The sequence below is a fragment of the Dyella sp. ASV21 genome (assembly GCF_016428975.1).
Lineage (GTDB): Bacteria > Pseudomonadota > Gammaproteobacteria > Xanthomonadales > Rhodanobacteraceae > Dyella.
Genome location: NZ_JAELTT010000003.1, coordinates 18,658 through 38,344 on the forward strand (window position 1 = coordinate 18,658; position 19,687 = coordinate 38,344).

General features: G+C 63.6%; 17 protein-coding genes. 6 read left to right on the forward strand and 11 right to left on the reverse strand.

Features of this window, described 5'->3' with window-relative positions; translation table 11 throughout:
* Positions 1-3: 3 nt before the first annotated feature.
* The 4 genes from JHD67_RS01630 to lgt form a co-directional block, all read right to left on the reverse strand.
* Positions 4-960 (reverse strand): Nudix family hydrolase, encoded by a 957-nt coding sequence (locus tag JHD67_RS01630; RefSeq protein ID WP_233171575.1) that lies wholly within the window; start codon positions 958-960, stop codon positions 4-6.
* A gap of 14 nt (positions 961-974) precedes the next feature.
* Entirely contained in the window at positions 975-1,463 is a 489-nt protein-coding gene (locus JHD67_RS01635) for a dihydrofolate reductase (protein WP_199096668.1), read from the reverse strand.
* Between the two features lie 120 nt (positions 1,464-1,583).
* On the reverse strand, positions 1,584-2,378 hold the full coding sequence (locus tag JHD67_RS01640; RefSeq protein WP_199096670.1) for a thymidylate synthase: 795 nt from the start codon (positions 2,376-2,378) through the stop codon (positions 1,584-1,586).
* Positions 2,379-2,382: 4 nt separating this feature from the next.
* A complete protein-coding gene (lgt, locus tag JHD67_RS01645) occupies positions 2,383-3,213 on the reverse strand; it encodes a prolipoprotein diacylglyceryl transferase (RefSeq protein ID WP_199096672.1) in 831 nt (276 codons plus the stop codon).
* A gap of 251 nt (positions 3,214-3,464) precedes the next feature.
* Between lgt and JHD67_RS01650 the strand changes: the two genes are divergently transcribed.
* Positions 3,465-5,438 (forward strand): prolyl oligopeptidase family serine peptidase, encoded by a 1,974-nt coding sequence (locus JHD67_RS01650; protein WP_199096674.1) that lies wholly within the window; start codon positions 3,465-3,467, stop codon positions 5,436-5,438.
* Between the two features lie 258 nt (positions 5,439-5,696).
* The gene (locus JHD67_RS01655) at positions 5,697-8,636 is read left to right on the forward strand and encodes a TonB-dependent receptor (RefSeq protein ID WP_199096676.1); all 2,940 of its coding nucleotides are present in this window, start codon (positions 5,697-5,699) and stop codon (positions 8,634-8,636) included.
* A gap of 109 nt (positions 8,637-8,745) precedes the next feature.
* On the opposite strand, the gene JHD67_RS01660 is transcribed toward JHD67_RS01655, so the two are convergent.
* From JHD67_RS01660 to JHD67_RS01675, 4 genes are all read right to left on the reverse strand, one after another.
* On the reverse strand, positions 8,746-9,249 hold the full coding sequence (locus tag JHD67_RS01660) for a TPM domain-containing protein (RefSeq protein ID WP_199096678.1): 504 nt from the start codon (positions 9,247-9,249) through the stop codon (positions 8,746-8,748).
* Position 9,250: 1 nt separating this feature from the next.
* Positions 9,251-10,150 (reverse strand): TPM domain-containing protein, encoded by a 900-nt coding sequence (locus JHD67_RS01665; RefSeq protein WP_199096680.1) that lies wholly within the window; start codon positions 10,148-10,150, stop codon positions 9,251-9,253.
* A gap of 1 nt (position 10,151) precedes the next feature.
* A complete protein-coding gene (locus tag JHD67_RS01670) occupies positions 10,152-10,769 on the reverse strand; it encodes a LemA family protein (protein ID WP_199096682.1) in 618 nt (205 codons plus the stop codon).
* A 77-nt stretch (positions 10,770-10,846) separates the two neighbouring features.
* Positions 10,847-11,218, reverse strand: a complete 372-nt coding sequence (locus JHD67_RS01675; RefSeq protein ID WP_199096684.1) for a diacylglycerol kinase — start codon at positions 11,216-11,218, stop codon at positions 10,847-10,849.
* 223 nt (positions 11,219-11,441) lie between these two features.
* Here JHD67_RS01675 and JHD67_RS01680 point away from each other — a divergent pair, with 223 nt between their 5' ends.
* The 3 genes from JHD67_RS01680 (at position 11,442) to JHD67_RS01690 (ending at position 15,037) form a co-directional block, all read left to right on the forward strand.
* The gene (locus tag JHD67_RS01680; RefSeq protein ID WP_199096686.1) at positions 11,442-12,974 is read left to right on the forward strand and encodes an oligopeptide:H+ symporter; all 1,533 of its coding nucleotides are present in this window, start codon (positions 11,442-11,444) and stop codon (positions 12,972-12,974) included.
* 115 nt (positions 12,975-13,089) lie between these two features.
* Positions 13,090-14,370, forward strand: a complete 1,281-nt coding sequence (locus JHD67_RS01685; protein ID WP_199096688.1) for an ATP-binding protein — start codon at positions 13,090-13,092, stop codon at positions 14,368-14,370.
* A gap of 103 nt (positions 14,371-14,473) precedes the next feature.
* On the forward strand, positions 14,474-15,037 hold the full coding sequence (locus tag JHD67_RS01690; RefSeq protein WP_199096690.1) for a response regulator transcription factor: 564 nt from the start codon (positions 14,474-14,476) through the stop codon (positions 15,035-15,037).
* 42 nt (positions 15,038-15,079) lie between these two features.
* On the opposite strand, the gene JHD67_RS01695 is transcribed toward JHD67_RS01690, so the two are convergent.
* The 3 genes from JHD67_RS01695 to JHD67_RS01705 all read right to left on the reverse strand — a co-directional run bounded on the left by JHD67_RS01695 (position 15,080) and on the right by JHD67_RS01705 (position 18,076).
* Positions 15,080-16,075, reverse strand: a complete 996-nt coding sequence (locus JHD67_RS01695) for an isoaspartyl peptidase/L-asparaginase (protein ID WP_199096829.1) — start codon at positions 16,073-16,075, stop codon at positions 15,080-15,082.
* A 326-nt stretch (positions 16,076-16,401) separates the two neighbouring features.
* On the reverse strand, positions 16,402-17,721 hold the full coding sequence (locus JHD67_RS01700; protein ID WP_199096692.1) for a M56 family metallopeptidase: 1,320 nt from the start codon (positions 17,719-17,721) through the stop codon (positions 16,402-16,404).
* Positions 17,708-18,076, reverse strand: coding sequence for a BlaI/MecI/CopY family transcriptional regulator (locus JHD67_RS01705; RefSeq protein WP_199096695.1), 369 nt, complete (start codon positions 18,074-18,076; stop codon positions 17,708-17,710). Before JHD67_RS01705 ends, JHD67_RS01700 begins: the two co-directional genes overlap by 14 nt.
* Positions 18,077-18,289: 213 nt before the next feature.
* Between JHD67_RS01705 and JHD67_RS22580 the strand changes: the two genes are divergently transcribed.
* Entirely contained in the window at positions 18,290-19,648 is a 1,359-nt protein-coding gene (locus JHD67_RS22580; protein WP_199096697.1) for a 3-oxoacid CoA-transferase, read from the forward strand.
* Positions 19,649-19,687 lie beyond the last annotated feature (39 nt).

A 19,687-nucleotide genomic window follows, 5' to 3' on the forward strand; every position in this document is an offset into this window, starting at 1 on the left:
CGCTCACCAAAAGCCGCGGATACCTGCAACGCCCTGCCCGCCAGCCTGGCGCGCCGCTTCCTTGTCGGCCGGTGACATGCCGCCCAAGGCATACACGGGTAACGATGCCTGCGCCACCAGCGACTGAAAGCGCGGCCACCCCAGCGGCGTCGCCCCGGGATGGGTGGCCGTGGGCGCGACCGGCGACAACGTGGCGAAGTCCGCCAGTTGGTGCGCATGAGCCAACTCCGTCGCGTCATGGCAACTGGCACCTACCCACTGGGTGAATGGCAACGGCCGTTCGCACAGCGGCATCAATTGCTGCGCCTTGAGCTGTACACCCACGCCCTCGCCAAGCTCGCGGGCTCCGTCCACATCGCCACTCAACAACAATTGGGCGCCGTACTTGCGCGCCATCGGCTGCAAGGCCGCCGCCAATTCACGCACACGTTCGGCGGGCCATAAAGGAAAGCGCAACAGGAGCAAACGTTCCCCTGCCACCATCGCCTGCATCAGTCGTTCGCGCCACGCAGCAAAGGATTCCGGAGGCACATCTGCCGGTGTGATCGAACAACATGGCGGCAACTGCAGCGCACGCAGGATCGGGCGATCGGCCGGTGCGAGCTGGGTCAGGTCCACCTGCACGGGCATGCACCATTGCAACGCCTGCCCCTCCAGTGAGGCGGGCTGGCCCTGCCAATGGCGAACCATCCAGGCATCCAAGCGCAGATCGCGATCACCGTAGCGCCAGCGCACCTGGATCAGCGGATCGGCCACGCTGGCCTCGATGCCAAGCTCTTCGTGCAACTCACGCATGAGGCCGTCGAGAGGCGCTTCAGCGGCCTCCAGCTTGCCGCCCGGGAACTCCCAAAGTCCGGCCAGATGCTTACCGGGAGGCCGCTGCGCCAGCAGCACGCGGCCCTGCTCGTCCACCAGCACGCCCGCCATGACATGCATGGCCTCAGTCAGCTTGGAAGACAACGCGACCGCCCTGCTCAGTCGTTGCGAATGTACTCGACCATGTCGAAGTCGTAAGCATGCTCGGCGTCCTTCTTGTGATGAACGCGCGAGACTTCGGTCCAGTCGCTGAAATGCACCCCGGGGAAGAACGTGTCGGCGCCATCCACGGCGGCGTTGACCCAGGTGAGGTACAGGCGCTTTGCCTGCGGCAGCGCCTCGGCATACACCTCACCGCCACCGATCACCATCAGGCCGGTACCACCCGCCCGTGCCAAGCCATCGGGCAACGAACGCACGGTCACCTGACCCGGGAACGGCGCCTCGTGCTTGCGGCTGAGTACCAGATTGGTCCGTTCGGGCAAGGCACGGCCCACGGCCACGGCGGTCTTGTAGCCCATCAGCACGTACTTGCCGAGGGTGAGCTGCTTGAACCAGCGCAGGTCGTCGGGCAAGTGCCAGGGAAGCTGTCCCTTGCGACCGATGGCGAAGTTCTCGTCCAGCGCGGCAATCAGCGAAATAGCCATGGGAATCCTTGGGTCATCGACAGTGTGGACAGCTCGCGCCGCTGGCCGCTGGCGCCGCGCGGGCCGATCTTAGCAGGATGCGACAGCGCATCCATGGGTAACAAGCCATCGCCCCAGCGGCTATACCGCCACCGGCGCCTTGATAGCCGGGTGCGGTGCGTAATCGGTGATCGCGATGTCCTCATAGCGGAAATCGAAGATCGAGTGCACGTCCGGATTCAGCACCAGCTTGGGCAGCGCACGCGGCTCGCGGCTGAGCTGTAGCCGCGCCTGCTCCAGGTGATTGCTGTACAAGTGCGCGTCGCCCAGGGTATGCACGAAATCGCCCACGCCCAGGCCGCATACCTGCGCGATCATATGGGTGAGCAGCGCGTAGCTGGCGATGTTGAACGGCACGCCCAGGAAAATATCGCCCGAACGCTGATACAGCTGGCAGCTGAGCTTGCCATCCGCCACGTAGAACTGGAACAGCGCGTGGCAGGGCATCAATGCCATTTTCGGCAGTTCGCCGACGTTCCACGCACTGACCACCAAACGGCGCGAATCAGGGTTGCGCTTGATCTCGTCCACCACCCAGCGAATCTGGTCCACCGTGCCGCCATCAGCCGTAGGCCATGCACGCCACTGCTGGCCGTACACGGGACCCAGCTCGCCATTGGCGTCAGCCCACTCGTCCCAGATGCTGACGCCGTGCTCCTTGAGATACGCGGTATTCGTATCGCCCTGCAGGAACCAGATCAGCTCGTGGATGATCGACTTCAGGTGCAGTTTCTTGGTGGTGACCAGCGGAAAGCCTTCCGCCAGATTGAAGCGCATCTGCCAGCCAAACACGCTGCGCGTGCCCGTGCCGGTGCGATCGGCCTTGACGGTGCCGTGGTCGAGTACGTGCTGCAGCAAATCCAGATAGGCGCGCATGGCATCAATCCTTGGCCGGCAACGCGGCCGGATCGGGGCGCAGGGTGGGCGCCTTGCGCGAAAGGATCAGTAGTACCACGCCAATCACCACCAGCGGCAGCGACTGGATCTGCCCCATGGTGAGCCAGCCCCAGGCCAGGTAGCCAAGCTGCGGGTCGGGCACACGCACAAACTCCACGGCAAAGCGGAAGCAACCGTACATCAGCGCGAACAGGCCCGACACGAGGTAGCGTGGGCGCGGCTTGATGGAGACCAGGAACAACACGGTGAACATCACCACGCCCTCCAGCAGCATTTCATACAGCTGCGAGGGATGACGCGGCAGGCGATCGGGGGCATTGGGAAAGATCATGGCCCAGGGCACGTCCGAGGGCTTGCCCCACAGCTCGCCGTTGATGAAATTGCCCAACCGGCCCAGGCCCAGGCCAATCGGCACCAGCGGTGCCACGAAGTCCACGGTATCGAAGAAATGCATGCCGTGCCGACGCGACCACCACCAGCCGGCGGTGAGCACGCCCAGCAAACCGCCGTGGAAGCTCATGCCGCCGTCCCATACGCGCAGCAGCGCCAACGGATCGGTCCATATCCAGTGGATATCCGCGTAGAACAGCATGTACCAGACGCGCCCGCCCACGATCACGCCCATCATCACGTAGAACGCCAGGTCGCCCAGGGCATCGTGCGACACCGGCAGCCGCCCGAGGCGACGGCGGTACTCGGCCACCAACCAGGCGCCCAGAAAGCCGCACAGGTACATCAGGCCATACCAGTGAATCTGTAGCGGCCCGAGATGGAAGGCGACGGGATCGAAAGCGACGATAAAAGGCTGCGTCATGGGACCAGGAGCGGGCGGCAAAAGCCAAGTTTAGCTGGCTTGCGCCCTGGCGCGGGCATCCCCTCCCCCGCGCCTTCCCGGCCATCGCCGCCGCCCGCTACACTCGGGACGCTGCACGGGCCCGTAAAGGGACGCGCGGCGGCCATGCGCGCCTAGAGGGGGGCGATGGATGGCCACATGCCAAAGGACTGGCCCGGCTCGCTCCGGACGGGCCGTTCTGCTTGGAGCCGGAGCGCTCAGGGGGAACATCGATGCTTCACCGACTGGCACGGACCGCGCTGTCCGTCAGCTTGCTATTGCCTGCCGCCACCCTGGCGGCCGACCTCATCCCAACCGAAGACTTTGCGCGGCATGCGCCCATCTCGCATCCGCAGCTCTCGCCGGACGGCAAATACGTCGCCGTCCGCATGGACGACAACGAGGGCAACATGCATGCCCTGATGATCTACGCGGTCACCGACATGCAAAAGCCGGTGTCCATGCTGCGCATGCCCAAGTACGACATGCCGCTGGGCATTACCTGGGTCAGCCCCACTCGCCTGGTGATCGCCAAGGGCCGCCAGCAAGGCTCGCTGGACAAACCGTCCTACTACGGCGAACTGCTGGCCACCGACTACGACGGCAAGCACCAGGATTACATCTTCGGCTTCGACGTGGCCGGCAGCCGCGCCGGCACGCGAGCCACCGACAAAGGCTGGGGCTACGTGGTGGGCACGCCGGAGCAAGCGAACGGCCACTTCTACATGGCGGCCGAATCCTGGGACAGCCGCGGCAAGTACTCGCTCTATGACGTCGACGCGGTAAAGAACACGCGCCGCCTGATCGGCCAGATCAGCGAGACCGGCATGAGCTTCATGATCGGCGCGGATGGACAGGCCCACTACGCCTACGGCAGCAACGAGGACGACGACTACGTCGTATATCACCGCGAGGACAACGGCTGGGCCAAGCTGCCTGCCACGCAAATCGGTGCCACCTTCGCCCCTATCACCTACACGCCGGACAAGCAGCGCATCTACGCCTACTACAACGCAGGCAACGGTCCGTCGATGCTGGTGGAGCAGGATGAAAACGGTGGCAACCGCAAGGTGCTGGCCAAGAACAGCTTCGACAGCGTAGGCGACATCCAGTGGACGCCAGCGCCCAGCCAGCCGTTTGCGGTCGTGCCAGCCACCGGACTGCCCAAGCCCACTTATCTGGACGCCAACCTGCCCACCGCCAAGTTGCACATGGCGATCTCGCAGAAGTTTCCCGGCAGCTACGTCAACTTCGTCAATTTCAGCGAGGACGGCAGCACCTTGATGTTCCAGGTGTCCAGCGACCGCGATCCGGGCACGTATTACCTGATCGACACGCACAACTACAAAGTGCACAAGCTCTTCAACGTGCACCCGTGGATGGACCCGGCCAAACTGTCCGAACGCCGCCCCCTGCACTTCACCGCCAGTGACGGCACCGAACTGGAAGCCATCCTCACCGTGCCGCGCGACCGCGGCGAAAACATGCTGCCGATGGTGCTGCTACCGCACGGCGGTCCTCACGGCGTGAGCGACGACTGGTTCTATGACCAGGATGCGCAATTTCTTGCTAGCCGCGGCTACCTCGTGCTGCAGGTGAATTACCGCGGATCGAGTGGCCGGGGCCGCGACTTCAAGGAGGCGGGCTACCTCAAATGGGGCACAGCCATCCAGCAGGACCTGATTGACGGCGTGAAATGGGCCATCAAGGAGCAGTACGCCGACCCGCAACGCATCTGCGTCTACGGAGCCAGCTTTGGCGGCTACTCAGCCATGATGACTACGGTTCGCGCACCCGGCCTGTTCAAGTGCGCAGTGGGTTACGCCGGCATCTACGACCTCGCCATGATGTACAAGAAAGGCGATATCAAGGAGGAAAAGTCCGGGCGCAGTTACTTGCGCAACGTGATTGGCAAGGACGATGCCGCCCTCGCCGCCAACTCGCCCACGCATCTGGCCGACCAGATCAGCGTGCCGGTGCTGCTAGTGCATGGCGAAGACGACCAGCGCGCACCGTTCGCCCAGGCCAAGGCCATGCGCGCTGCCCTGGACGCCGCTCACAAACCCTATGAGTGGCTGAGCAAACCAGGCGAAGGCCACGGCTTCTATAGCGAAAAAAACACCGTCGAGTTTTACAACACGCTTGCCGGATTTCTCGATCGTTACATCGGCGCGGGAGCGCCCGTCTCACCGGCGGTTGCGCCGTGAGAGTTCAAGGAGGGCGCTTCGGCGCCCTCTTTTTTGCACTGCGCCAATAATCTCAGCGGTAAACGATATACGTGACAGCTAGGTTGCACCTTGCCGTCACTTTGTTTTAACTTCGGGATTACATCGCCTGTCCCCCAAGCCTGGCGATGCCGTGGCGCGTAGGCCCCTTCCCCAGGGCGTGACGTGCCTTCCCCAATACCCAGAGGCCCAGCCGCTAGCGCGCTGGCTGATGGCTATTTTTTGTTCGGAGTTCCAACAATGAAGCAAAAGACACTGCTGGCTACTGCCATCGCCGCAGCGCTCGTGCTGCAGACGTGGTCGGTGGCCGCACAGGATGCTGCCCCCGCTCAGGCTGACCAGGGCGCGGCCAAGAGCCTCGAAACCGTTACCGTCACGGGCTCGCGCATCCGCAGCGTAGACGTTGAAACCTCGCAGCCGATCTTTACCATGGATCGCGCCGCCATCCAGGCCACCGGCCTGACCAACGTCAACGACATCATCGCCCGCATGCCGTCGGCCGGTACTCCGGACATCACCCCCCAGGACACGCTGTCCTCGGGCGCCGATGTGGGTGGCCGTTACGTCAACATCCGCAATCTCGGTTCCAACCGCACCCTGGTGCTGGTCAATGGCCGTCGCTGGAGCACCAGCCTGTCGGGCCTGACCGACCTGTCGACCATTCCGGTGTCGATGATCGACCGCATTGACATCCTCAAGGATGGCGCCTCCTCGATCTATGGCTCCGACGCCATCGGCGGCGTGGTCAACATCATCACCAAGGAAAAGTTCGACGGCGCGGAAGCCAACGTCTACTTCGGCCAGAACGGCAAGGGCGACGGCACCACCACGAACTACGACTTCACCTGGGGCCACAGCACCGAGAAGAACTCGCTGATCGTCGGCGCGTCGTACCAGAACACCGACCCGATGTGGAACAGCGAGCGTAGCGAAACCGACTACGCCAATGGTCCGCGCCATCCGGAAGACGGCTGGAGCGCGACCGCTCCCTACGGTCGCATCATCGACCCGCGCGCCGCTGGCACCGCAGGCGCCGGCTCGTACAACGCCAATGGCAAGTGGGTACCGAACCAGTACGTGATCAATCACGGCTCGACCGGCACCAACGACCTCGCCAACTACCACCTGTACGACGGCACCAGCAACGCCGACAAGTACAACACGCAGAACGACATGACGTTCCGCGCCGGCTCCAAGCTGAAGAACCTGTTCCTGCAGGAACGCTACAAGCTCACCGACAACATCACGCTGCACGGCATGGCCAGCTACAGCACGCGCGATACGTCGAGCCAGCTGTCGGGCTACCCGTTCTCCAGCGGCGGCACCGGCGTGGTGCTCAGCGGTGCGAACGCCTATAACCCGTTCCCGGGTCAGGACGTCAACTTCTACCGCCGCACGACCGAGCTGCCGCGCGTCACCTGGGGCAACTCCAAGCTGGCGCACATCGACATCGGTGCGGAAGGCTACTTCCAGTTCCTGGGCCATGATTGGAGCTGGGACGCGAACTACACCTACTCGCAGAACAAGATCCGCCAGATCGGTTCGGGCAACCTGAACCTCGCCAACGCGCAGAACGCGCTTGGCCCGACGGAAATGCTCAATGGCCAGCTGGTCTGCGCCAGCGCCACCGCGCGTGCCGCAGGTTGCGTGCCGTGGAACATCCTGGCTGGTCCGGGTGCCACGCCGCAGTCGGTGCTCAATTACATCAACTACATCGAGACCAACCGCCAGAAGAGCACGACCGACGACTGGACCGCCAACGTGTCCGGCGGCCTGTTCGATCTGCCGGCCGGTACGGTGAACCTGGCCGTGGGCGTCGAGCACCGTGGCGAAAAGGGCAGCTTCAACCCGGATGCGAACGTCGCCGCCGGCTTGACCACCGACCTGGCGGCTGCGCCGACCAGCGGTGCGTACAACACCAACGAAGCGTACGCCGAGCTGGACGTGCCGCTGTTGCGTGACCTGCCGGGCGCCCAGGAACTGGGTGTCAACATTGCCAGCCGCTACTCGCACTACAGCAACTTCGGCAGCACCACCAACAACAAGTACAGCTTCCGCTACCGTCCGTTCGCCGACCTGCTGTTCCGCGGCACGTTCGCGCACGGCTTCCGCGCGCCGACGATCGACAACCTGTACGCCGGCGATGCGCAGAGCTTCGAGACCTTCCTCGACCCGTGCGACTCGGTGTACGGCGCCGCCGCCACCAGCAGCACCGTGGCTGCCCGTTGCGCCAGCATCGGCCATGGTGTGCCGGCCGGTTACCAGCAGGTGAACAACACCTCGGGCAAGCCGATCACCAACAACAACGGCAGCCAGACCCCGGTGCCGTTTATCTCCGGCTCGAACGTGAACCTGAAGCCGGAGCAGTCGATCACCCGTACCCTGGGTCTGGTCTACAGCCCGCATCAGGTCGAAGGCCTGGACTTCACGATCGACTACTACAACGTCTACGTGAAGAACATCATCACTGCGGTTGACGCGCAGGACACGCTGAACTACTGCTACATCCAGAACGACCCGTCGTTCTGCGGCAACTTCCAGCGCGCCACGGTCGCCAACGCTGCCACCGGCGTAGCCGTGGGCACCGTCGACCAGCTGAACGAGAGCCTTTACAACCTCGGCACGCTGAAGACCGAAGGCTACGACGTCGGTATCCACTACCGTCTGCCGGACACCGCGATCGGCCGCTTCCGCATCGCTTCGGACAGCACCTACCTCAGCAAGTACGAGATGGTGAGCGGCCCGGGCGCCACCGCCAAGACCCCGGTCGGCTTCATGTCCGGCGAAAGCGGTATGTACCGTGTGCGTTCGAACCTGCAGGTGGATTGGGATTACCGTGAGTTCGGTGCAAGCTGGACGGTCCGTTACTACTCGGGCCTGAAGGACATCTGCTACGACAACACCCCAGGTTCGGAAGTCGAGTGCAGCTCGCCGAACTACACCAACCCCTGGTGGGGCACCTATGGCATGAGCCAGAAGGGTTCGGTGGCGTTCAACGACGCACAGTTCCGCTACACGGCACCGTGGAAGGGCGTGTTCACCGTGGGCGTGAACAACATCTTCAACAAGAAGGGTCCGTTCTACTACTCGGTGACCACCTCGGGTACCGGCAGCTCGCCGTACAACCCGTCGTTCGACATCGACCGTTACTTCTACGTGTCGTACAACCAGAAGTTCTAAGCTCGCAAGAGTCGATGACTTCGGAAAAGGCGGGCCTCCGGGCCCGCCTTTTTTTATGCGCCATCTATCTCGAAGATAGCGAGGCGCCAGCCCGCAACGGTGCGGTTAACTACAGCAACACCGGTCGGTCGGGCAGTTCGTCCGGCTTCGCCTTGTCGTTGCCTGGGAAATGGCGCTTGAGCAGCCCGTGCGCTTCGGCAATGCCTTCCATGCAGCCTTGGCGCCACTCGCCACGCGAGAAATGCGCCAGCATGTGGTCGCGCACTGCATCCCACTCGGCCTGCGTCACCGCCTTGGCAATGCCGCGATCAGCGATGATCACCACACGGTGCTCCGCCATCAGCAGGTAGAACAGCACACCGCTGTTGTGCTCGGTGTCCCACACGTGCAGCTGCGCAAACACCTGGCGTGCGCGGTGATGCGCATCCATACCCCGCCATACCGCATCGAGCGACAATCGCGATTCCAGGGCGAAACAAATCTCGCCGCGATGCTCGCGCTCCCCTTGGGCAATGGCGTGAGTCATGTCGTCCAGCAACGCCTTGGGAAAGCGGCGGTGCATCTGGAACCAGCCATCGAATAGATTCATCAGCAGACGTTGCATGCGCGCCATGTCACCAGCTCCCCGAGGAACCACCGCCACCGAAGCTGCCACCACCGCCGCTGAAGCCACCGCCGCCACCGAAGCCACCACCGCTACCGCCGCCCCAGCCGCCAAAGCCGCCACCGCCGAAGCCGCCCCATCCACCGCCACCGATCGAGCGCCCCGCCCCACCGGGCAACAACATCAACACACCACCGATAACGGCGCCAAAGATGCCAGCGCCCAGCGACGTCGCGAGCAACCAGACCAGACCGCCGGTGATCGCCGCTCCCACTGGCGTACGCAGCCACACCGTGGTGCTGCCGAACAGGCTACGCAGGAAGAAGCCGACGAACACCGCAATCAGCAGCACGTGGCCGACATTGGAACCCGAACGTTCACGATGGCCGCTTTCCACCGGTGGTGGCAACGCTTCACCGTTCACCAGCAGGGTGAGCGCGCCGACCGCATCGGAGACGCCGCCGAAATAGTCGTTGGTACGGAATTTGGGCGCGATGTATTCGCGAATGATGCGGGCGGTGGCAGCGTCGGGAATGGCGCCCTCCAGTCCGTAGCCGACTTCGATGCGTACGCGTCGATCGTTCTTCGCCACCAGCAGCAACAGACCGTCGTCTGTGCCTTTGCGGCCAATCTTGTTGGCTTCGGCCACCGCCAGCGAATACTCGGCGATGTCCTGCGGCTGCGTGGTCGGCACCATCAACACGACAAGCTGGGCGCCCTTGGTCTTCTCCAGCGACACCAGTTGCGCGTCAAGCTGGTCGACCTGCTGTGGCGTAAACGTGCCGGTAAGGTCGGTCACGTGGCGTGCCAGCGTGGGCACGGCGGGCGTGTCGTCCGCCGCATGCAGCCATGCTGGCGATAGCAAGGCTATCGCCAGCACCAGCCACAGGCGCAGCAAGCGCCGGGTCATATCAGTGCGCCGAGGCAGGTGCGGCAGGCGCGCCGCCGAAATCCACCGTCGGCGCCGTGGAGATGGCCTTTTCATTCTCTACCGTGAAGTTGGGCTTGACCTGGTAGCCGAAGATCTTCGCGGTGAGGTTGTTCGGGAAGGTGCGGATCATCGAGTTGTATTCCTGCACCGACTGCACGTAACGGTTGCGCGCCACGGTGATACGGTTCTCGGTGCCTTCCAGCTGTGCCTGCAGATTCTGAAATAGGCCATCGGCCTTGAGCTGCGGGTAGTTTTCACTCACCACCATCAGGCGCGACAGCGCACTGGACAGCTGGCCCTGCGCCTGCTGAAACTCCTGCAGCTTCTGCGGATCGTTCAACGCATCCGGCGACAACTGCATGGTGCCGACCTTGGCGCGGGCATTGGTCACTTCCGTCAGCACTTTTTCCTCGTGCTGCGCATAACCCTTCACCGTGTTGACCAGATTGGGCACCAGGTCGGCACGACGCTGGTACTGATTGATCACCTCGGACCAGGCCGCCTTGACCGCCTCGTCCTGGCGCTGAATGGCGTTGTAGCCACAACCGGAGAGGGCCGCGACAACCAGCAGCAATGCGAGGGTACGAAGAAGTTTCATGGTGGTGCTCCGATCCAGTGGAGGCACCATTGCAGCATCCCGCCGCTACCGGCGCAATCTTGCTGATCCTGGGACGCTTAGAACCAGCGTGGCCACAGAATCAGGCCCCAGCTCAGGGCGGTGAGCACGAGCAGCAGGAAAACCGCCGCCGACCCCATATCCTTGGCGCGCCCCGCCAGCTCATGGAACTCGGGACTGACCTTGTCCACCACCGCCTCCACGGCGGAATTGAGCAACTCCGCCGAGAGCACCAGCACCGGCGGCAGCAGCAGCGCAATTTTTTCCAGTGGGCCGTTGCCCAGCCAAAGCCCCAGAGGCACCAACACCACGGCGAGGCAAACCTCCAGCCGGAACGAGGCCTCATGGCGCCAGCCCGCATGCAGTCCTTTCATGGACCACTTGAAGGCATTCCAGATCTGTCGGGGTCCACGGAAACCGGTGGCGGCCATGTGTCGTCGTCCTCGTGAGCATGCGGCATGGCCGCGGCCCGCAAGGCGCGGGCACAAGCCCGTGATGATGCCACAGGCCATGTAGGCGCAGGATCCTGCGTGCGGCACCGCAACGTCACCTGAATGACGGATAGGTTACGCTTGCCCCCTTTGTGACCCCGTTCCGGGTTACGCAAGCCGGCCGCCGCGCGGCCACTGTTTGAACTGCAGTACGGACTATCGAATGGCAATCCAGAATCCACCGGTCTCCCAGACCCGCTCGTTCAGCACCGTGTTCCTGATCGAGATGTGGGAGCGCTTCGGCTTCTACGGCATGCAGGTGCTCATGGTCACCTACATGATGAAGAAGCTCGGCTTCGTCGACAGCAAAGCCAACCTGGTATGGGGCGCGGCCGCCGCCCTGATCTATGCCACGCCAGCCATCGGCGGCTGGGTCGGCGACAAGCTCATCGGCACCCGCCGCACCATGCTCACTGGCGCCGTGGTGCTGGCGCTGGGCTATGTGATGCTTTGGATTCCCTCGAACAATCCGACCCTGCTTTACACCGCACTGGGCGTCATCATCGTCGGCAACGGTTTCTTCAAGCCCAACGCCGGCAATCTGGTGCGCAAGATCTATGAGGGCGACGACACCCGCATCGATAGCGCGTTCACCATCTACTACATGGCGGTGAATATCGGCTCGATGGTCTCGATGATCGCCACGCCGGCCATTCGTGACTACGTGGGTAACCACTACGGCGACGCCATGGGCTGGCATACCGCCTTCGGAGCCTGCGCGGTCGGACTGTTCCTGGGCTTGTTCAATTACTCGCTGATGAGCCGCACGCTTGCCCATATCGGCTCGCCCGCGGATACCCAGCCAGTGCAAGCCAAGCGCGTAGCGGGCCTGCTGGTCGCCTCGTTGGTGCTCGTAGCCATCGCGGCCTTCATTCTGCAAAGCCTGCTGGCGGCGAAGATCTGCGTGTACCTGGCTGGCGTGGTGATCCTGGGCATTTTCGTGCACCTGATCCGCAGCGCGCAGAAAAGTGAGCGCGCCGGACTCATCGCCGCACTGGTGCTCACCGTACAGACCATCTTCTTTTTCATCTTCTACGCGCAGATGGCAACCTCGCTCAACCTGTTCGCGCAGAAGAACGTGGACTTGTCCTGGAACCTGCTGGGCCTGCACCTCTATACCTGGATTCCCGAGCAGTACCAGAGCCTCAACGCCATCTGGATCGTGATCCTCAGCCCCGTGCTGGTGCTCATCTACAACACGCTCGGACGCGCGGGCAAAGATCCATCGGTGGCAGTGAAGTTCGCGCTGGGCTTCGCCGCCGTAGCACTGGGCTTCTTCATGTACGGCTTCGGCGCACTGGGTGCCACCGACGGCCAAGTCTCGTCCTGGACCATGATCTGGGGCTACGGCCTGTACTCGCTTGGCGAACTGCTGGTGAGCGGCCTGGGCCTGGCTATGATCGCCCGCTATGTGCCGGCCCGCATGGGCGGCTTCATGATGGGCGCCTACTACGTGGCCGTGGGTATTTCGCAGTACCTGGGCAGCGTGGTGGCCAACTTCGCCGCCATGCCCGAGCACATCAGCAACCCGGTGGAATCGCTCAACATCTATGTCGGCCTGTTCAACAAGCTCGGCTTCGTGGGCATTGCCTGCACAGTGGTTGCCGTGGTGATGCTGCCGGTGATGAACCGCCTGTCGCGCAGCCATGCCGAGTCGCATACACCGCTGCCGGCCGTGCGTAGCGAAGAAGCCTGATCGATCACCCCTTCCCCGCCCATCCGGGCGGGGAAACCGCGGGCCGGGCCATGCTTCAGAATGCCCGGCCCGCTTCGTTTCGGCCGCGCGGTGCAAATCCGCTAGCATCGCGTCCATGAAGCATTCGACCAGCCGCCAGCGCATCGGCCCGCGCACCCTCTTCCGCAGCCTCGCCTGGCTGCGCATTTGCGCCATCGCCGGGCAAAGCACCGCCGTACTGGTCTGTGCGCTATGGATGCAGCTCAATATTCCGCTGCTACCGTTGTTGGTTGGCATTGGCCTGCTGGCCGTGTTCGCGGTGTTTGCCGCATGGCGCCTCACCCAGCCCTGGCCGATCAAGCAATGGGAAACCATCCTGCACGTCGGTGTGGATACGTTGGTACTGGGCTATCTGCTGCACTTCACTGGCGGCGCCAGCAATCCATTCATTACCTTGCTGCTCATTCCCATCGCACTGAGCGCGGCGGCCTTGTCGGTAGGCGCGGTACTCGCTGTGGCCGCGTTGGTGGGCCTGGCCTATCTCGTGCTGTTGTTCTGGTATGTGCCACTGCCAGTGACCCCCGCGCCCGAGGCTGTCACCGGCGGCTTCTCGCTGCATGTACTGGGCATGGGCGTGAACTTCGTGATCATGGCCGTGCTGCTGGGCTTCTTCATCAACCGCCTCGCCCGTGCCGTGCGGCTGCAGCAGTTGGAAGTGCAGCGCGTGCGCGAACGCGCCCTGCGCGATGAGGGCATTCTGGCCATCGCCACCCAGGCGGCCGGCGCCGCGCACGAGCTCAATACCCCCTTGGCAACCATGCGCACCCTGTTGCCGGAGCTGCGCCGCGAACATGCCAGTGACGCGCCGTTGGCCGAGGATCTGGCCCTGCTCGAAGACCAGGTAGATCGCTGCCGCACCATCCTGCGCGAGATGGTCGCCTTCGGCAAAGCGCAACTGTCGCAGGTGCCTGAGCAGATCACCCTTGCCAGCTTTATCCACGGCTGCCTGGAGCGCTTTCAGCTGCTGCGCCCGGAGGCCGACCTGGAACTGATCATGTCCGAAGCCGACGCACGCACTCAGCTGCGTACGCCTCGCGGGCTGCGCCATGCGTTGATCAATCTGCTCAACAATGCGGTGGATGCGTCCGCCCTCAACGGCTCGCAGGCGGTATCGCTCACCGCGCGCTGCGATCAAGGCTGGCTGGAACTGATCGTGCGTGATTTCGGCCCGGGCTTTACGCCCACCGGTGAACTCGCCGTGCTAGGTCAATCGCAAAAGCAGACCGGCCTGGGCATTGGCCTGGCGCTGGCCGAGGCCACCGCCGAGCGACTGGAGGGTGAACTCACCACCGACAATACCGACAACGGTGCCCTGATGGCACTGCGCCTGCCATTAGCCGTGGTTGCCGCATCGTAGACCGCCTGCGGCAGATAGCCACAGTGGCACAAGGCCACATGTGCATGCTTTGTCGCACCAAGCGACAATAGTGGCATTCGGCCTCGCGCCGTTGGAGAACCCCATGAGCGACCAGCAACTCCTGATCATCGACGACGACGCCACCTTTGCGCGCGTCCTCGCCCGAGCCATGAGCTCACGCGGCTTTGAGGTGATCACCGCCAGCAATGCCGACGAGGCCCGTGCGCTCACCCGCCGCCACCAGCCGCGCTACTGCGTGCTCGATCTCAAGCTCGGCGAAGAGAACGGTCTGCGCCTGATCCCGGAACTCCAGGCCTTGGTGCCGGAGATCCGCGTACTCCTACTCACCGGCTACGCCTCCATCGCCACCGCCGTGGAAGCGATCAAGCGCGGCGCCCACGATTATCTGGCCAAGCCGGTCGATGCCGATGCGGTGGTTCGCGCCCTGCTAGACGGCGACACCCACGCCGGTGAGGACGACGTGGTCGACGCGCCGGAAGCGCCGCTTGCACTGCGTCGCCTGGAATGGGAGCACATTCAGCGCGTGCTGACCGAGTGCGACGGCAACATTTCCGAAACGGCCCGCCGACTGGGCATGCATCGCCGTACGCTGCAGCGCAAGCTGAGCAAGCATCCGGTGCGCGAGCGCCCGGACGGGGACGACTGACCCCCGCTCACCGGGTCGGCCACGCCGGCCCGGTACACCCTGTTACGGCTGCGCGGTGCTATCGGCCGCGGCCGGCAAAGGCTCACCCGCACCGTCGTTCTCATCGCCGTAGATCGCCACGTGCGGCACACCGTCGGCGCCGATCCAGCCCCGGTACATGCCGTCGGTATTGAATGGCATGGTCACGTTACCATCGCTGTCCAGCGCAATGGCGCCGCCATTGCCGCCCATCGACGGGATTTCCTGATTGATCACCTCGGCCGCCGCGCGGCGCAGCGGCACGCGCATCTGCGTCACGCGCATGCAGATCTCATGCGCGGCAACGGTGCGCATATAGAACTCGCCCCAGCCCGTGCCGGATACGGCACAGCCCGAATTGGCGTAGGTGCCCGCACCAATGATCGGCGAGTCACCCACGCGGCCCCAGCGCTTGTCGTTCATGCCACCGGTGGACGTACCGGCAGCCAGATGACCTTGTGCATCCAACGCCACCGCACCGACCGTGCCAAAGTGTTTGGCCGTCTCCACATCCGAATGCCTGGCGTGCTCGGCATCTTCCTTGAGCGCCTTCTGTAGCTGCTGCCAGCGTTCTTCGGTGCGGAAATAAGCCGGATCGACCAGTTCGATACCCACCGACTTGGCGAACTCCTCCGCGCCCTCGCCCACCAACATGACATGCGAGGATTTCTCCATCACCGCACGCGCCAGCAGGATCGGGTTCTTCACTCGGTGCACGCCGGCCACGGAGCCAGCCTCGAGCGTCGAACCATCCATGATGGCCGCATCCAGCTCGTTCTTTCCGTCGTGCGTAAATACCGAGCCCTTGCCCGCGTTGAAGTTGGGATCGTCCTCCAGCACCGTGATCGCCGCCGCCACCGCATCCACCGCGGTCTTGCCGGCCTTGAGCTGGGCATAGCCGTCCTTCAACGCCTGGGTCAACGCGGCACGCACGGCCTTTTCCCTGGCCGGGCTCATCTCGCGCTTGATGACCCCGGCACCGCCATGGATCACCAGCACAGGCGAAGCCGCATGACTCATCGACACGATCCCCAGCGCCGCCACGGCGGCGACAAGACGGCAATACTTCACGGACAGGCTTCCCTCGGCGCAGTGAGGGCAGTATATCCGGGCCACTTGGGCAAGAAGCGCAGCTGGTTGCCCAAGTGGTGCAGCCTCACGCCCACGACATGGGCAACCTGACGCAGGGCCTCGCCGGCCCCAGAGCCCGCTCGAAACTCAGGCTGACGAAACCATTCCCGCGCGTATTGGGATCGACGAGGGTCAAGCCGGCCTTGCTGGCCATGCGCTGCGCCATATCGCGAGCCGGTTTACCTTCCGCATGCTCGTCGATTGCAGCGCTAACCCTAAGGCGCAGCCCGGCTGGCGGATTCCCTGGCCGGGCAGCCCATGCGCGGGGTGAGATCAAGCACGTAATTATCCTGTGCACCGCTGGTAGTCCCAGTGACACGCATGGACTTACCCAGCGCGCCAATGACCCTCGGCTGCGCCAGCGGGGCACCGTCCTGCCGTAGCGACAACTGCACCTGCAATTGGCCTGCCGCGACCGGGGTCGGCGTGGCCACGATGGACCATGTACCGACGCGTACCACCCCCTGTTCACCCTCCATCGTGCAGATTGCCAGCGCGGAGCGCTCGGCGTGACGATGACCCGATGCAGCAGGCGCGGTCTCGAACACCATGTCCAATTGGTATTCGTGCCCGTTGGGTGATGCAGACTTGCCGAGCTCCAATGGTGTCGTGGCGGCGTATGCCCAACCGGCACCGGCAACCAATGTGGCAAAAACCACGCCTGCACCGATTCGGCGCGTCAGCGAGCTTGGGGTAGGCGATTTCAACATGGTGATTCGCTCCATCAGTGGATGTCGGGACGACCAACAGCAACCCGCCGGCAGCGCGAACGGCGCCGGCTGTGACTTGAGCAGTGCCTGTGCATACAGGCGAGGCGAGGGAGCCTGCTGCCTTAGTACTGCGGCGTCGCAGGCTAGCTCAAGGTCTCTTCGAAGCATGCTCAGCGCCCACCACGCCAACGGGTGGAACCAAAACGTAAGCGTGATGATGCGTGCAAGCAGCAGCCACAACCCGTCACGCCGCTCGGCATGCATGCTCTCGTGCGCGAGCACGATGGCCTGCTCCGCGTAGGCAAAGCGCTGCTCGAAGTCACTGGGCAACAGAACAACCTTGCGCCAGACACCAACCACCGCCGGCCCCGCATCGGGACGCTGGGCGAGGCGCACGTGCACGGGAACCATGGGCGCCTCGTAGGACTGAGCGTTGCGCACCATGGCCGTATAGCGTCGCTGCGCCGTGACGTCGCGCAACACCAGCACGAACAGCAGCGCACTCCAAACAAGGAGAATTGTGAAAGCCCAGGGCACGCCACCCTCGTCGCTTGCCGCGCGGGACAAACCCGCTGTCACCGATCGGATGACCATAAAGGTGGGAAGCCGCGCGTGCCCGTCCAGCAGCAATGCGGGATGCGGCAGCACACTCGCCACCAATCCAACGGCCGGAAGCCACCATAACCATGCGGCACGTTCGGCGCCAAACCAGCGACGCATCGCCGGTCGTGCCAGCAGGACCCATCCCAGCATCACGGTGAGTGCAAGGGCGCCCTGGCCCAACAGCATCAGCCACGCGCGACACACCCCCTCAAGGCTGCTCATCATCGAGCTCCTGCAGCAGCTTCTTGAGCTCGGCAATATCCCGCTTACTGAGCTTGCGTTGCTCGGAGAAATGCGCCACCAACGGCGCTACGCGCCCGCCGAACAGGCGATCCAGCAGACCTTTGCTTTCCTGCGACACATACTGTTCACGCAGCAAGCGCGGCGAGTACAGGTAACGACGGCCGTCGCGCTCGACCTTCACCGCTTTCTTCTTCAACAAGCGGTTCAGAAGCGACTTGACCGTGCCCTCCTGCCAACGCTGCTGGGGCCCGACTTCGGTGAGGATGTCCTCGGCGCTACGCGGCGACGTACGCCACAGCACCTCCATGATTACGGCCTCTGCATCACTGATCATTGCGCTCAACGTTTACACTTGTAATTGAATTTAATGATTACGCACGTAATCGAAAGATGTCAAGCCCGATTCAGGGCCCTGCCTTTGCATGGGCGGCGGCGGGCGATTGCGATCAGACCGCGCTTCGGGCCCATTGCGACCTTCGTACAGCATGAGCGGTCACCAATCCGTCGTATGCTTGGCAGCTGGCTCTCCCTGCAAGAAGGCATCGCAATGGACAAGGTTTATGCAAGCGCGGCGCAGGCCCTGGACGGGTTGCTGTTCGACGACATGACCATCGCCGCCGGCGGCTTCGGCCTGTGCGGCATTCCCGAGAACCTGATCGCCGCGCTGCTGGCGGCCGGCACCAAGGGGCTTACCATCGTCGGCAACAATGCCGGTGTGGATGACTTTGGCATGGGCCCGCTGCTCAAGACCCGCCAGGTAAAGCGCGTATACGCCTCCTACGTGGGAGAGAACAAGGAATTCGAGCGCCAGGTGCTGGCCGGTGAACTGGAGCTGCATCTGGTGCCGCAGGGCACCCTGGCCGAGCGGCTGCGCGCCGGCGGCGCGGGTATTCCCGGCTTCTACACCCGCACGGCGTTTGGCACCAAGTTGGCCGAGGGCAAGGAAACCAAGGTGTTCGACGGCAAGGAATACGTGCTGGAAGAGGCCATCCACGCTGACGTCTCCATCGTCAAGGCATGGAAGGGCGATCGCCTCGGCAACCTCGTGTTCCGCGAAACCGCGCGCAACTTCAACCCGATGATCGCCACCTGCGGCAAGGTCTGCGTGGCGGAGGTGGAAGAACTGGTCGAAGTCGGCACGCTCGATCCGAACAACATCCACGTGCCCGGCATCTACGTGGACCGTATCATCCAGGGCCCCTCGTACGAGAAGCGCATCGAGTTCCGTACCGTCGCCGGTGCCAACACCGGCAAGGAAAGCCCCATCCGCACCGCGATGGCGCAGCGTGCCGCCAAGGAGTTGCAGGACGGCTTCTACGTGAACCTTGGCATTGGCATCCCCACCCTGGTCGCCAATTACATTCCGCCGGGCATGGACGTGACGCTTCAGTCGGAGAATGGTCTGCTCGGCATTGGCCCGTTCCCGGATGATGCGCATGTGGACCCGGACCTGATCAACGCCGGCAAGCAGACCATCACCACCCTCCCCGGCTCCAGCTTCTTCTCCAGCGCCGAATCGTTCGCGATGATTCGCGGCGGCCATATCGACTTGTCGATCCTTGGCGGCCTGGAAGTGTCCTGCACCGGTGACCTCGCCAACTGGATGGTGCCGGGCAAAATGGTGAAGGGTCCTGGCGGCGCGATGGACCTGGTCAGCGGCGTCCAGCGCGTGGTGGTGCTGATGGAGCACACCGCGAAGGATGGCTCGCCCAAGATCAAGAACACCTGCGATCTGCCCATCACCGGCAAGGAATGCGTGGATCTGATCATCACCGACCTGTGCGTGTTCGCGGTCGAAAAGGGCAAGGGCCTCACGCTTATCGAGCTGCACGACGGCGTGACACTGGACGAAGTGAAGAGCAAGACCGGCTGTGCCTTCAGCGTGAGCGATACGCTGAAGGCATAAGTAGAGAGCTCCAACAAGCCGCCATTCCCGCCAAGCGGG

Excerpts from the sequence above, each read along its gene's own strand:
- JHD67_RS01640 (WP_199096670.1), bottom strand. The coding sequence starts at position 2,378 with ATGCGCGCCTATCTGGATTTGCTGCAGCACGTACTCGACCACGGCACC.
- JHD67_RS01670 (WP_199096682.1), bottom strand. The coding sequence starts at position 10,769 with ATGAAACTTCTTCGTACCCTCGCATTGCTGCTGGTTGTCGCGGCCCTC.
- JHD67_RS22580 (WP_199096697.1), top strand. The coding sequence starts at position 18,290 with ATGGACAAGGTTTATGCAAGCGCGGCGCAGGCCCTGGACGGGTTGCTG.
- JHD67_RS01700 (WP_199096692.1), bottom strand. The coding sequence starts at position 17,721 with ATGAGCAGCCTTGAGGGGGTGTGTCGCGCGTGGCTGATGCTGTTGGGC.
- JHD67_RS01685 (WP_199096688.1), top strand. The coding sequence starts at position 13,090 with ATGAAGCATTCGACCAGCCGCCAGCGCATCGGCCCGCGCACCCTCTTC.
- lgt (WP_199096672.1), bottom strand. The coding sequence starts at position 3,213 with ATGACGCAGCCTTTTATCGTCGCTTTCGATCCCGTCGCCTTCCATCTC.
- JHD67_RS01690 (WP_199096690.1), top strand. The coding sequence starts at position 14,474 with ATGAGCGACCAGCAACTCCTGATCATCGACGACGACGCCACCTTTGCG.
- JHD67_RS01675 (WP_199096684.1), bottom strand. The coding sequence starts at position 11,218 with ATGGCCGCCACCGGTTTCCGTGGACCCCGACAGATCTGGAATGCCTTC.
- JHD67_RS01665 (WP_199096680.1), bottom strand. The coding sequence starts at position 10,150 with ATGACCCGGCGCTTGCTGCGCCTGTGGCTGGTGCTGGCGATAGCCTTG.
- JHD67_RS01680 (WP_199096686.1), top strand. The coding sequence starts at position 11,442 with ATGGCAATCCAGAATCCACCGGTCTCCCAGACCCGCTCGTTCAGCACC.
- JHD67_RS01705 (WP_199096695.1), bottom strand. The coding sequence starts at position 18,076 with ATGATCAGTGATGCAGAGGCCGTAATCATGGAGGTGCTGTGGCGTACG.
- JHD67_RS01660 (WP_199096678.1), bottom strand. The coding sequence starts at position 9,249 with ATGGCGCGCATGCAACGTCTGCTGATGAATCTATTCGATGGCTGGTTC.
- JHD67_RS01695 (WP_199096829.1), bottom strand. The coding sequence starts at position 16,075 with ATGAGTCATGCGGCTTCGCCTGTGCTGGTGATCCATGGCGGTGCCGGG.
- JHD67_RS01655 (WP_199096676.1), top strand. The coding sequence starts at position 5,697 with ATGAAGCAAAAGACACTGCTGGCTACTGCCATCGCCGCAGCGCTCGTG.
- JHD67_RS01650 (WP_199096674.1), top strand. The coding sequence starts at position 3,465 with ATGCTTCACCGACTGGCACGGACCGCGCTGTCCGTCAGCTTGCTATTG.
- JHD67_RS01635 (WP_199096668.1), bottom strand. The coding sequence starts at position 1,463 with ATGGCTATTTCGCTGATTGCCGCGCTGGACGAGAACTTCGCCATCGGT.